This is a genomic window from Pseudomonas sp. IT-P218, assembly GCF_949767605.1.
GTDB lineage: Bacteria > Pseudomonadota > Gammaproteobacteria > Pseudomonadales > Pseudomonadaceae > Aquipseudomonas > Aquipseudomonas putida_AE.
This window is the reverse complement of the sequence record NZ_CATKQQ010000002.1, coordinates 32,878-44,936: the sequence shown is the minus strand read 5'-3', so window position 1 is coordinate 44,936 and position 12,059 is coordinate 32,878. Positions and strand designations below refer to the sequence as shown.

General features: G+C 64.9%; 11 protein-coding genes. 1 reads left to right on the top strand and 10 read right to left on the bottom strand.

Annotation, left to right across the window (positions count from 1 at the left end; translation table 11 throughout):
* Positions 1 to 354: 354 nt before the first annotated feature.
* From ACM6I6_RS01180 to ACM6I6_RS01145, 8 genes are all read right to left on the bottom strand, one after another.
* A complete protein-coding gene (locus ACM6I6_RS01180) occupies positions 355 to 1,497 on the bottom strand; it encodes an acyl-CoA dehydrogenase family protein (RefSeq protein ID WP_274074651.1) in 1,143 nt (380 codons plus the stop codon).
* On the bottom strand, positions 1,494 to 2,699 hold the full coding sequence (locus ACM6I6_RS01175; RefSeq protein ID WP_046817043.1) for an acyl-CoA dehydrogenase family protein: 1,206 nt from the start codon (positions 2,697 to 2,699) through the stop codon (positions 1,494 to 1,496). The genes ACM6I6_RS01180 and ACM6I6_RS01175 overlap by 4 nt, the downstream gene beginning before the upstream one ends.
* A gap of 65 nt (positions 2,700 to 2,764) precedes the next feature.
* On the bottom strand, positions 2,765 to 3,934 hold the full coding sequence (locus ACM6I6_RS01170; RefSeq protein WP_274074650.1) for an acyl-CoA dehydrogenase family protein: 1,170 nt from the start codon (positions 3,932 to 3,934) through the stop codon (positions 2,765 to 2,767).
* 10 nt (positions 3,935 to 3,944) lie between these two features.
* Positions 3,945 to 5,123 (bottom strand): lipid-transfer protein, encoded by a 1,179-nt coding sequence (locus ACM6I6_RS01165; RefSeq protein WP_274074649.1) that lies wholly within the window; start codon positions 5,121 to 5,123, stop codon positions 3,945 to 3,947.
* 17 nt (positions 5,124 to 5,140) lie between these two features.
* Positions 5,141 to 5,560: a MaoC family dehydratase gene (locus tag ACM6I6_RS01160; RefSeq protein ID WP_274074648.1), complete on the bottom strand. Its 420-nt coding sequence runs from the start codon at positions 5,558 to 5,560 to the stop codon at positions 5,141 to 5,143.
* Complete coding sequence (locus tag ACM6I6_RS01155; RefSeq protein WP_323607343.1) at positions 5,532 to 6,665, bottom strand: acyl-CoA dehydrogenase family protein; 1,134 nt, start codon at positions 6,663 to 6,665, stop codon at positions 5,532 to 5,534. The genes ACM6I6_RS01160 and ACM6I6_RS01155 overlap by 29 nt, the downstream gene beginning before the upstream one ends.
* A gap of 9 nt (positions 6,666 to 6,674) precedes the next feature.
* Positions 6,675 to 7,643 (bottom strand): bifunctional MaoC family dehydratase N-terminal/OB-fold nucleic acid binding domain-containing protein, encoded by a 969-nt coding sequence (locus ACM6I6_RS01150; protein WP_274074646.1) that lies wholly within the window; start codon positions 7,641 to 7,643, stop codon positions 6,675 to 6,677.
* Positions 7,644 to 7,699: 56 nt separating this feature from the next.
* The gene (locus tag ACM6I6_RS01145; RefSeq protein WP_046817037.1) at positions 7,700 to 8,485 is read right to left on the bottom strand and encodes an SDR family oxidoreductase; all 786 of its coding nucleotides are present in this window, start codon (positions 8,483 to 8,485) and stop codon (positions 7,700 to 7,702) included.
* A gap of 140 nt (positions 8,486 to 8,625) precedes the next feature.
* On the opposite strand from ACM6I6_RS01145, the gene ACM6I6_RS01140 reads away from it, so the two are divergent.
* A complete protein-coding gene (locus ACM6I6_RS01140; RefSeq protein ID WP_274074645.1) occupies positions 8,626 to 9,411 on the top strand; it encodes an enoyl-CoA hydratase in 786 nt (261 codons plus the stop codon).
* Between the two features lie 162 nt (positions 9,412 to 9,573).
* Here ACM6I6_RS01140 and ACM6I6_RS01135 read toward each other — a convergent pair whose 3' ends face one another.
* Both ACM6I6_RS01135 and ACM6I6_RS01130 read right to left on the bottom strand, forming a co-directional pair.
* Positions 9,574 to 10,356, bottom strand: coding sequence for an SDR family oxidoreductase (locus tag ACM6I6_RS01135; RefSeq protein ID WP_274074644.1), 783 nt, complete (start codon positions 10,354 to 10,356; stop codon positions 9,574 to 9,576).
* Complete coding sequence (locus tag ACM6I6_RS01130; RefSeq protein ID WP_274074643.1) at positions 10,353 to 12,053, bottom strand: FAD-binding protein; 1,701 nt, start codon at positions 12,051 to 12,053, stop codon at positions 10,353 to 10,355. Before ACM6I6_RS01130 ends, ACM6I6_RS01135 begins: the two co-directional genes overlap by 4 nt.
* Positions 12,054 to 12,059 lie beyond the last annotated feature (6 nt).

Below are 12,059 nucleotides of genomic sequence, written 5' to 3'. Positions count from 1 at the left end.
GTTTTCTCCAGAACGGGCGAAAGACCTGTGGGGGCGACCAGCACATTCAATATCTTCATGGCCTGACACTCCGCCTTCGCGGGCAAGCCCGCTCCCACAGGGGTGTTGCGTCGTACTCAAGTGCCGGGTACCCCTGCGATTCCATGTGGGAGCGGCACATTCAACATCCTCGTTGCTTGACACTCCGCCTTCGCGGGCAAGCCCGCTCCCACAGGGTGGTGCGTCGTGCTCACATGCTGGGTACACCAGCAATTCTTGTGGGAGCGGGCTTGCTCGCGAAGAGGCCGGTGCATTCAACATCCTCTTTGCCTGACACTCCGCCATCGCGAGCAAGCCCGCTCCCACAGGGGGGGGTTACGCGTTAGAGGCGTAGCGTTCGCAATGGAAATCCCGATCGCCCAGGCTGCTCTGCGCCACGCGCACGCGCTTGAGATACAGGCCGACATCCAGTTCGTCGGTGACGCCAATGCCGCCGTGCATCTGCACCGCTTCGTTGGCGACCTTGATCGCCGTGTCGCCGGCCTTCCATTTCGCCAGGCTGACCAGTCGGGCGCGTGCCCCGGCGTCGAGGCTGGCGTCGTCCAGGGTCGCCAGCGCGGCCATCAGGGCGCTGCGGCTCAGCGCCAGGTCGACATAAAGTTGCGCGGCGCGGTGTTGCAGGACCTGGAAGGTGCCAATCGGCGTGTCGAATTGCACGCGGGTCTTGAGGTACTCCAGGGTGGTTTCGAACAGTTGCTCGGCCATACCCAACAGCTCTGCAGCCAGGCAGGTGCGACCACGGTCCAGCGCGGTTTCCAGCGCGGCCCAGCCTTCGCCCAAGGTCCCCAATAGCGCATCGCTGCCCAGTTGCACGCCGTCCAGTTGCAGGCGTGCGCTGTTGCGCGAATCGATCAGCGCCAGGGCGCTGACGGTCAAACCCTTCGCATCGGCCGGCACCAGGAACAGGCTGATGCCCTGGGTCTCACCCGACTGCCCGGACGTGCGCGCCGCCACCACATAGGCGTCGGCACCGAGGCCATCGACCACCCAGAACTTTTCTCCGTGCAGGCGATAGCCCTGCCCTTCGGCCTTGGCCTCGAGGGCAATACGACGCGGGTCGTGGCGCGACTGTTCGTCCACGGCCAGGGCCAGGCGCTGTTCGCCACCGATCAGCGCCGGTAACCACTGCGCCTGCTGCGCCGAATTGCCTGCAACTTGCACCAGCGAACCACCCAGTACCACGCTGGACAACAGCGGCGTGGCCGACAGGTTGCGGCCCATGGATTCGAAGATCGGCCCGAGGCCCTTGCAACCAAAATCCAGGCCACCGAACGTTTCGGGAAAGGCGATCGCGCTCCAGCCCAGCCCCACCGCGTCACGCCACAGTTGCGGGTCGAAACCCAGGGCTACTGCCTCATCGCGCAGTCGACGCTGGGCACTCACTGGGCTGCGGGCGGCGAGAAAGTCCCGGGCGCTGTCGGCCAGCAGGCGCTGGTCATCGTTATAACGCAGGCTCATGGGGTGACTCCTTTTTTTGCGTCGGGCAAGCCCAGCACACGCTTGGCGATGACGTTCAACTGGACCTCCGAAGACCCACCGGAAATGGTCAGCGCATAGCTGTTCAACCAGGAGCGGGTCACCGCCAGTTGCTGCTCGCTGAACGTCGCACTTTCCCAACCGAAGGCATGCCCGGCCATGGCATCGAGCAGCACTTCGAACTTGTCGCGCTCCTGTTCGGTGTGCGTAAGCTTCATGATCGACATCAGGCCGCCGATGTCATCGCCGGCCCGCGCCTCTTCACCCATGCGCTGTACAGTCAGGTTGTAGGCCTGCTCGTTCATCGCACAGGCCGTGGCCCGCGCCTGCAAAGCGTGCTCGCTCTGACTCTGTGGCGCCGGCACGTACTCGCGCATCAGGGCCAGCAGGTCGAAGTGCGACGGCAGGCTGAATTCGCCGAATTTCGACATCGCCTTGCGTTCGTGCTGCAGCAGGTACTTGGCCAGGTTCCAGCCACCGTTCAACGGCCCGATCAACTGGCTCTTGGGCACCTTCACGCTGTCGAAGAACACCTGGCAAAACGCCGACTTGCCGCTGATCAGATCGATCGGTTGCGGCTTGACGCCGGGACTGCGCATGTCCAGCACGATCAGGCTGATGCCCTCGTGTTTCGGCGCGCTGAAGTCGGTGCGTACCAGGGCGTACATCCAGTCGGACTTGTCGCCGTAGGAGGTCCAGATCTTGCTGCCGTCCACCACGAAATGGTCACCGGCATCGCGGGCGGCCATTTTCAGGCTGGCCAGGTCGGAGCCGGCGTTCGGCTCGGAGAAGCCCTGGCACCAGCGCACTTCACCGCGGGCAATCGGCGGCAGAAGATCGCGCTTCTGTTGCTCGCTGCCGTAAGCCAGCAGCACCGGACCGAGCATCCAGATGCCCAGGTTGATCTGCGGCGGTCGGCACTTGAGGCGGCGCATCTCGCTTTCCAGCACCGCCAGTTGTTCGTCACTCAGGCCGGCGCCGCCGTATTCCTCGGGCCACTCAGGGCAGAACCAGCGCTTGTCGCGCATGCGTTCAAACCAAAGGCGTGCGTCTTCACAGGGAAACTGCGGGTTCTGGCTGCCCCACACCACATCGCCTTCAGCCATGCCGGTGCGCATCGACGGCGGGCAGTTGGCCTCCAGCCAGGCACGAGTGTCCTGGCGAAATTGCTCGATAGTGCTCATGAAAGTCCCCTTCGACCCGCCCCGGATCCGGGGCGAGTGCGGTTCTTGTTGTTGATGGACGAGCGTCAGCGTTGGGTGCGCGGCATACCGAGGCCAAACTGGGCGATCAGTTCGCGCTGGATTTCATTGGTGCCGCCGCCAAAGGTCAGAGTCGTTGCAGAGCGCAATTCATACTCCAGGTCACCTTCCAACAGCGTCGCCGCCGAACCGCTGCGCATCGAGCCATTGGCACCGACGATCGCCGCCAGCTTGCGCAGGATCTCGATGGCCGACTCCGAGCCGAACACCTTGGTGGTCGAACTCAGCGCGACGCTCATGCGGTCGAGCTCAAGGTCGGCGGCAATGCGCATGTTGATCAGGCGCATCGCCTCCAGGCGCGCATAACACTCGGCCAGCGAGCTGCGCACCCAGGCCTTGTCCATCGCCCGACGGCCCTGTTCATCGCGAGCCCGCGCCCACAGGTAAACCCGGCGAAACAGCGCCACCACCTTGTCCGACCAGGTACCGAGGCCCAGGCGTTCGTGGTTTAACTGCGAGGTGATGAGTTTCCAGCCACCGTGCAACTCGCCCACCAGCATGTCGTTGGGCACCCGCACGTTGTCGTAGTAAGTGGCCGCCGTCGGATTGCCCACGGTGTGGATCAGGGTGTGGGAGAAACCCAGCGTCGTGGTATCGACGATCAGCAGCGAGATGCCTTTGTGCCGCGCCTGGGTCGGATCGGTACGGGCCGCCAGCCAGACGAAATCGGCCGATTCGGCTCCCGAGGTCCACAGCTTGTTGCCATTGACCACGAAGCCTTCTTCGTCCTGGCGCGCACTGGTTTTCAGCACCGCCAGATCGCTGCCGGCATCGGGTTCGGAATAACCGATGGCGAACATGATTTCGCCCGCGGCGATCCCGGGCAGGAAGCGCTCTTTCTGCAGCTCACTGCCATGGGCCATCAAGGCCGGGCCCACGGTGCTGATGGTCACGAACGGCAGCGGCGCGCCGGCGATGTTGGCTTCTTCGAAGAAGATCAACTGTTCGGTGGCGGCATAGCCCTGGCCGCCGTGGGCCTTGGGCCAGCCGACCGCGAGCCAGCCGTCGCGGCCCATCTGGCGGATGGTCTGGCGATACAGCTCGCCGCCTTCCTTGCCGCGCAGCTGCTCGCGCATGTCCTTGGTCATCAGGGCCTGGAAATAGTCCCGCACCTTGTGGCGCAGGGCATGTTGTTCGGGAGTGAGGTCGACGAACATCTGCTGCTCCTTAGGCTGCGCCGAGAATCAGGCCGCTGGTGGGTACGCCGGTGCCGGCGGTGACCAGCACGTTCTGCACATCTGCCACCTGGTTGACCGCCGTGCCACGCACCTGGCGCACCGCTTCGGCGATGCCGTTCATGCCGTGGATGTAGGCCTCGCCCAGTTGCCCGCCGTGGGTGTTGATCGGCAGTTTGCCGCCACGGGCGTGGTGCCCGGCGCGGATGAACTCCTTGGCTTCGCCGCGTTTGACGAAGCCGAACTCTTCCAGCTGCGGCAGCACGAACGGGGTGAAGTGGTCGTAGATGATCGCGGTCTGGAAAGATTCGGGACCTAGGCCCGACTGGCGATACAGCTCGCGGGCGACCACGCCCATTTCCGGCAGCCCGGTAATGTCGTCGCGGTAGAACGAAGTCATGCTCTGCTGGCCGTGGCTGATGCCCTGGGAACCGGCCTTGATGGTTACCGGTTTCTGCCGCAGGTCACGGGCGCGCTCGGCCGAGGTGATGACCATCGCTACCGCGCCATCGGACTCCTGGCAGCAATCGAGCAGGTGCAGCGGTTCGCAGATCCAGCGCGAGGCCTGGTGTTCTTCCAGGGTGATCGGCTTGCCGTGGAAAAACGCCTGGGGGTTGGTCGCGGCGAAATCCCGCGCGGCCACCGCGATCCGGCCGAAGTCTTCGCTGGTGGCGCCATAGGTGTGCATGTAGCGCTGGGCGAACATGCCGACCCAGGCGGCCGGCGTATGGAAGCCGTGGGGCATGTACCAGCCATAGTTGACGTTGTCGAAGATCGGCGAAGCCGCGAAGCCGTAGTTGCCGGTGCCGAAGCGGTACCAGGAACGCTCGTTCATGGCCCGGTACACCACCACTACTTTCGCCACGCCGGTGGCCACCGCCATCGCCGCGTGCATCACCGGCCCGCAGGCCGCGCCGCCGCCATGGGGCACCTGGGAGAAGAACTTGACGTCCTTGCAGCCGAGCAGGCGGGCAATTTCGTACTCCGGGACCTTGTCCACCGAGTAGGAGCTGAAGCCCTCTACTTCGGAGGGGTCGATGCCGGCATCCTTGAGCGCACTCAAGGTGGCCTCCATGGCCAGGCGCAATTCGGTGCGTCCGGAGTTCTTGGAAAATTCGGTCGCGCCGAGGCCAACGATCGCGGCGCGCCCGGAAATCGATGAATCAGTCATCTGTGTCTCTCCGGCTGTCAGGGCAGGATCAGCGCGACCGTGCCGGTCACGTGGTTGCCCATGGAATTTTTGCCGCTCAAGGTGATTTCCACCGAGCGGGTTTCGGCGTCGAGTGCGCTGACGCTGCCGTTGAAGGTCATGCAGTCGCCGGGATAATTCGGCGCGCCGAGCTTGATTTTCAGCGCGGTGAACTGCGCCAGTGGCCCGGCCCACTGCTCGATGAACCGCTGCACCAGCCCGTTGGTGGTGAGGATGTTCATGAACACGTGGGGCGAACCCAGGGCACGGGCCGCCTCGGCGTCGTGGTGACCGGGGAAGTAATCACGGGTGGCAATCGCGCCGCCGTTGATCAGGGTCACCGTGATCGGCACCGCAAGCTCCGGCAGTGCTTCGCCGGGGCGCACGTCTTCAAAGCGCTTGGTGTTCTTCGAGGTCATATTTCCATCCCAGCTTGTCGTTATCGTTGAGCCAGTCGCCCAGGCGTTCCAGGCTTGCCGCCGAGCCACCCAAGGCAAGGGACAGGCCGCGACTCCAGTAGAGAAAACGGTGGATCGGGTACGTCAGGTCGACGCCGATGCCGCCATGCACGTGTTGTGCGATATGGCCGATGCGGTGCCCCGCTTCACAGGCCAGCCAGGCCGTGGCCAGTGCCTCGCTGGGTGCCGTCAAGCCGGCATCGATGCGGTAGGCCAGTTGCCACAGCGTGGTGCGCAAGGCTTCGACGGCGATATGGGTGTCGGCCATGCTCATCTGCACCGCCTGGAAGCTGCCGATGACGCGCTCGAACTGCCGGCGCTCGCTGACATAGGCCACGGTGCGGCGGATCTGCTCTTCGCTGACCCCCAGTTGCAGGGCCGCCAATGCCGCTGTGCAACGCTGCTCCAGCCAGGCGACGGCCTCGGCCGGCAGTAGCGCGGTGGCGTTCACGGTCAAGCCTTCGATGTGCAGGTCCGTGGCGGCTTCGCCATGGGTCAGCACTGCCGACACCCGCCGAATTTCAGGCGCCGCCAAGTCGAGCAGGAGCAAGCGCGGCTGCCCTTCGGCCTGTACCAGCACCAGTGCGGCACTGGCCTGGTCACCCAGGGACAAGGCCGCGACCCGGCCACTGATCGACCAGCCCCCGGTGTTCGTCTGCGCCTGCAACTCAATGCCCCGAGCACTGCTCAAGCCATCCAAAGAAAGGCTTAGCAATGCCTCGCCGGAAGCCGCTTTGGCCACCCACCCGGCACTGTCGCCGGCGTCGAAACGGGCCAGGGTCGCGGCCGCCAATTGATGACGCCACAACGGCACCTGGGCCAGGGCCTTGCCTTGGGCCTGCAGCACCAGCATCAGTTCGGTCATGCCCAGGCCGCTGCCACCGTGCTCTTCGGGAATCGCCAGGGCGTGCAGCCCGGTCTCGATGCACAACGCCCACAGAGGCGCCATCATCGATTCGCCGCTGGTGTCCCACTGGCGCATGTACTCGTCATGGCAATGGTCGACAAACAGGCCGTCGGCCATCTGCGCAATGGCGCGCTGGTCTTCGCTCAATTCGAAATCCATGGGTGGCTCCTATGCCTCTACCGGCCGGAACATCGGCAGGGTCTGTTGGTCATCGAAGGTCTGGAACTCGACCTGCAGGCGCTGGCCGATCTGCAATTGCTCACGCTCGATACCCACCAGCCCGGCGATCAGGCGCACGCCCTCCGCAAGCTCGATCAGGCCGATCGGGTTGGGGTAATCGAACGGCGGCACTTCGGGGTAGTGCATCACCACGAACGAATACAAGGTGGCGCGGCCGCTGGCCTCAAGGGTGTCCCAGTCGAAGCTGTGGCACTCGATGCACACGGGCGCCGGTGGATGGCGCAGGGTCTGGCAGGCGGTGCAACGCTGGATCAGCAGCTGACCCTTGGCGCAGCCTTCCCAGAAGAACCGGGTGTCGTCGCTGATGCCTGGCAGCGGGCGCTTGGCCTTGACCGGCGCCGCTTCAACCTTGGTCGGTGCCTGGGCATTGGCCGCGCGGAACTTGAACACGCGAAACAGCAACTGACCCACCGGCTCGTCGCCGCCGGCTTTTTCGACGAAGTGGCTCATCACCAGGGTGACGAAAAAGCCGGTGCCCAGGGCGGTGGTTTTCTCATCGCCCACCGAATCCAGGCGCGTGGTGTAGTAGAGCTTTTCACCCAAACGCAGCGGGCGGGTGAAGCTCAGTTCGGAGTTCACCGCCACGGTGGAGGCATAGCCGTAGGCTTCCATTTCCTTGAGCACCTCGTACGGGTTCTCGTCGGTGGAGCCAGGCGGATAGTTGTTGGCGTGCAGGCCTTCCATGGTCCACACCTGCAGCATCGCAGGCGGCGCGATCAGGCCCTCGTGCCGGGTGCCCAGGGCAAATTCCGCGTCGGTGTACAGCGGGTTGTCCACGCCCATGACTTCGCACCACTGGCGAATCATCGGGGCATTGACCTCGTCCCAGGCGTACACGCGGCCGTACTCGCGCCCCACCAGGGCGCGCACATTGGATAGCAATTGTGGATCAGCCAAAGTCGTCTCCTTCACATTGAAGGCGGCCACCGAACCCGGTCGCCGCAATAGGTCGATCAGGTGGGCAGCACCTGCGCGGCGCCGAGAAATGCCGGGCGTTCACCACCGCCATGCAGCAACAGGTTGCAACCGCTGGCGTAACCGGCCAGCGGCGATGCGATATAGAGGCAGGCGTTGGCGATGTCTTCGGCCACCGCCATGCGGCCGGCCGGGATACCCGCAGCGACGGCGGCGATACCGGCCTCGGAGCCGTAGTGAAGATGCGCCTGATCGGTCAGCACCAGTCCCGGACTGACCGTGACCACCCGCACCTTGGGCCCCCACTCCACCGCCAGCGATTGCACCAGCGCCAGCACCCCGGCCTTGGCCGCGCCGTAAGCGGCGGTACCCGGCGATGAGCGCAGCGCACTGATGCTGCCAATGAAGACGATGCAACCGCCCTGGGTCTGTGCCTGCATCAGCCGGTTGGCGTGCTGGGCGACGTTGAGCGGCGCGATCAGGTTCAGGCCGATGATGCTTTCGTGGAACCTCGGCGAAGCTGTGGCCGCGTCGGTGGCAGGGCTGCCGCCGGCGTTGTTGATCACCACGTCGAGGCGCCCGAAGTCGCGCTCGATGGTGGCGAACAGGCGTTGCAGGGAATCGTGGTCGCGCACATCGGTGGCGATGAAGGTCGCGCGCTTGCCACCCACTGTCGGCACCTGTTCAGGTTCGCGCCGGGCACAGACGATCACCCGTGCGTTCGCGGCCAGAAATCCAAGCGCGATACCGGCGCCGATGCCCTTGGTGCCACCGGTGATCAGCACCACCTTGCCGCTGTAATCAAGACCCGAATGCAGCTCCATCATGTGCTCCTTTTCTACTGACAAGAGCCACTCTAGGGACGAACCGCGGGCCAAACTACGTCTGAACGGACGATGAAAATTCAACGCCGTGAACAGGACACTGGCGCCTTTCACACCTTGCCTGGTCTTCGAAGATGCCCATGTCCGACTCCTGCGCTGCACCGGTCCTGCTCGAACGCCCACTGCCCGGCGTGGCCCTGCTGCGGCTCAATCGCCCGCAGGCGACCAACGCCTTGAGCCTGGAATTACAGGCGCTGCTGTCGCGCTATTTCAGTGAGCTGGCGCTTGATCCCGAAGTGCGCTGCATCGTGCTGACGGGCGGCGACAAGGTGTTTGCCGCCGGTGGCGACATCAACAGCATGGCCGGGGTCGGCGCCATCGATATCTACAAGCGCCACACCGAACGGGTCTGGGGCCCGATCCAGCACTGTCCGAAACCAGTGATCGCGGCCGTCTGTGGCTACGCCTACGGCGGCGGTTGCGAACTGGCAATGCACGCCGACCTGATCGTCGCCGGGCGCAGCGCGCGCTTCTGCCAACCGGAAATCCGCATCGGCATCATGCCCGGCATCGGCGGCACCCAACGGCTGGTGCGGGCGGTGGGCAAGGTCAAGGCGATGCGCATGGCGCTCACCGGGCAACCGATCAGCGCCGAGGAGGCCTGGGTCGCCGGCTTGGTCAGCGACCTGGTGGACGACGACCAGGTCCAGGCCCACGCCCTGGAGCTGGCACGCGTCATCGCCGCGATGCCGGCCCTGGCCGCCGAGCAGATCAAGGAAGTGATCCTGGCCGGCATGGACGCCCCGCTGGAAGCCGGCCTGGCTTTGGAGCGCAAGGCCAATGCATTGCTGTTCGCGTCACGGGATCAGAAGGAAGGTATGCAGGCGTTTATCGAAAAGCGTCCGGCGCAGTTTGAGGGGTTTTAGCAAAAAACCTGTGGGAGCGAGCCTGCTCACGATAGGGCCAGCCATTCAACTTCTCTGCTGACTGACCCGCCGCCATCGCGAGCAGGCTCGCTCCCACAGGGATTTCTACAGGTCTTGCGATCCCCTGTAGGAGCGAACATCAGAAGACGGTTTCAGGAGCCGCTAGATACTCATCACCATCTGCCCACTATCAACACGCAACTCAACACCATTGATCGCCCGCGCCTCGTCGCTGGCCAGGAACAGCACGCTGGCCGCCACATCCTCGGGGCGGCACATGCGGTTCATCGGATCGCTGTCGATGGTCAGGCGGTTGGGGTCGACGCCTTCGGGGAAGCCGCCGCGGGTCATGTTGGTGAGTACGCCGTCGGGGTGCAGGGTGTTGCAGCGGATGCGGTATTTGCGCCGCCGGCACATCACCGCCACCGAACGCGACAACGCCGCCACTGCGCCCTTGGAGGCGCTGTAGGCGAGGTAATCGTCGCGCCCGGCCAGGGCTGCGATGGACGACAGGTTGATGATCGAGCCACCGCTGTCCTTCATCAACGCGATGCCTTCGCGGCAGCCCAGGAACACGCTGTCGGCGTTCACGCGCATTACTTTGTGCCAATCAGCCAGGCTGGTTTCCTCGATCGAGCCGGCGATCAGGATGCCGGCGTTGTTGACCAGGATATCCAGGCGACCGTAGTGCTCGCGCACATGGTCGATGACCTGACGCCACTGGTCTTCGCTGCTGACGTCGTGGCGGATGAAAGCGGCGGTTGGCCCGATTTCAGCGGCCAGGGCCTGGCCGGCCTCGACGTCCAGGTCGCTGATCAGCACCTGGGCACCTTCGGCCGCCAGCAGGCGCGCGCTGGCAGCGCCGATGCCCCTGGCGCCGCCGGTGACCAGCGCAACCTTGCTGTGAACACGCCCGTTCTTCCTGGTTTGCTCGAGGGTCATCATGGGGTCTCCTGTGCGAGGGTTGTTTGCGATTGCTGGCTGCGGGCACGGGCGACGGCGGCACCGGCTCGACGGCCGGAGAACACGCAGTCGGCCAGGGACAGGCCACTGATGTACAGGTGCGAAGGGATGCCCAGGGCACTGCGTCCGGCGGCGTATAATCCAGTGATGGCCTGGCCTTGCTGGTCGAGCACCGCGCCGCTGCGCTCATCCACGCGTAAGCCGCCCAAGGTCAGGGCGCCCAGGGGGAATACTGGATTGGTCACCGAGATATCACAGGCATAGAACGGTCCTTGTTCAAGCACCTGGCGCCCGCCTTCGGACTTGCCGAACGGCTCCGGCGCCTCGCCACGGGCGGCGGCGTTGGCCGCCAGCACCGAGTCGCGCAGCACGGCGGGGGCCATGGACGTTGCACTGGCCAGCTCGGTCAGGCTCTTGCCCTTGCGCACCTTGAACAGCATCAGCGCCAGGGCCGGAAAGCTCTGGAACCACCAGTAGCCGCCGAACAGCGCTTCGCGGATGGCTTTCTTGCGCAGCGGCGCATCCAGCACCAGCCACGCCTTGCCGCCCTGTTCTTCCATCAAGGGTTGGCCGAGGGTGGCGCCGTAGACTTCTTCGTTGCAGAAGCGCCGACCCTCGCGATTGACCACGATGCCTTTGTGCCAACTGTACGGCGGGTTGATAAAGCGCCACGCGGATACCCGCTCAAGCCCCGCACCCTGGCCACCGACACTGGTGCCCAGGCGCAAGCCACTGCCATCGCAGCCGGTGGCGCCGACCTTGAAGTTGCGCCGGAACTTCGGCGCGTGCTGTTCGAGTAGCTGGCGATTGAAGATGAAACCGCCGGTGCTGAGGATCACACCATCGCGCGCCCGCACCCGGCGTGGCTGGGCGAAGTCCCGTTCCAGCTGGCAAACCTTCTTGCGCAGTTTGTTGCAATAGCCAGGGGCGAAGTTCTGCAAGCGTTCGGCGCGGGCCGCCAGTCGTGCATGCAGCTGTGCTTCCTTGCTGCCTTCGGGCATGCACCAGAACTCGGCGCCCAGTACCCGCCCCTGGCGATCGGTCACCAGTCGTCGCGCCGCCGCCTGCAACAGCGTCTTCGCTCCGGCCTTCAGGCACGCGGCCTTGAGGTGGGCAAACAGCACTGCGCCGCCCTGCCCTTTGCCCACGGTGCGATGCCCTCGTGGTGCAGGCGGCAAGGGACCGCCGTGATCAGGCACCAATTCGTTACCCGAGTAATAGAGGAAGTAGCCGTCGGGCGGGTATGAGGTCTTGCCCCCGCCCGGTGGCATCTGGTGGGCGTAGGGTGCGCCGTGGCTTTCCAGCCATTGCAGGTTGCTCACGCTGTCTGTGCAGAAGCGCCAGAGGGTGTCATCGCCGACCACGCCCCGGGTTTCGTGCTTGAGGTAATCGAACATGGCTTCGGGGCTATCGTTGAAACCCGCTGCCTGTTGATGGCGTGTGCCACCACCGGCGTACACCACCCCGCCGCTCTTGGCGCTGGCGCCGCCGCCGGTGAAGCGGTCGGCGATCAACACGTCGGCGCCCTGGGCCCGGGCTTCCAGCGCGGCGCAGGCACCGGCCGCGCCCCAGCCGACGATCACCACGTCGCATTGTTGGTCCCACGTCACACTGTTGCCATCGGCCACTTGCAAGGGTGGCAGCACGTCGGTGCTGGGGAGGTTATCGGACATTGGCATAACCCC

What these genes read in the sequence shown, in the direction of transcription:
- ACM6I6_RS01175 (WP_046817043.1), bottom strand. Translation starts at nt 2,699, where the DNA reads ATGAGCACTATCGAGCAATTTCGCCAGGACACTCGTGCCTGGCTGGAG.
- ACM6I6_RS01130 (WP_274074643.1), bottom strand. Translation starts at nt 12,053, where the DNA reads ATGCCAATGTCCGATAACCTCCCCAGCACCGACGTGCTGCCACCCTTG.
- ACM6I6_RS01180 (WP_274074651.1), bottom strand. Translation starts at nt 1,497, where the DNA reads ATGAGCCTGCGTTATAACGATGACCAGCGCCTGCTGGCCGACAGCGCC.
- ACM6I6_RS01135 (WP_274074644.1), bottom strand. Translation starts at nt 10,356, where the DNA reads ATGATGACCCTCGAGCAAACCAGGAAGAACGGGCGTGTTCACAGCAAG.
- ACM6I6_RS01145 (WP_046817037.1), bottom strand. Translation starts at nt 8,485, where the DNA reads ATGGAGCTGCATTCGGGTCTTGATTACAGCGGCAAGGTGGTGCTGATC.
- ACM6I6_RS01170 (WP_274074650.1), bottom strand. Translation starts at nt 3,934, where the DNA reads ATGTTCGTCGACCTCACTCCCGAACAACATGCCCTGCGCCACAAGGTG.
- ACM6I6_RS01140 (WP_274074645.1), top strand. Translation starts at nt 8,626, where the DNA reads ATGTCCGACTCCTGCGCTGCACCGGTCCTGCTCGAACGCCCACTGCCC.
- ACM6I6_RS01155 (WP_323607343.1), bottom strand. Translation starts at nt 6,665, where the DNA reads ATGGATTTCGAATTGAGCGAAGACCAGCGCGCCATTGCGCAGATGGCC.
- ACM6I6_RS01160 (WP_274074648.1), bottom strand. Translation starts at nt 5,560, where the DNA reads ATGACCTCGAAGAACACCAAGCGCTTTGAAGACGTGCGCCCCGGCGAA.
- ACM6I6_RS01165 (WP_274074649.1), bottom strand. Translation starts at nt 5,123, where the DNA reads ATGACTGATTCATCGATTTCCGGGCGCGCCGCGATCGTTGGCCTCGGC.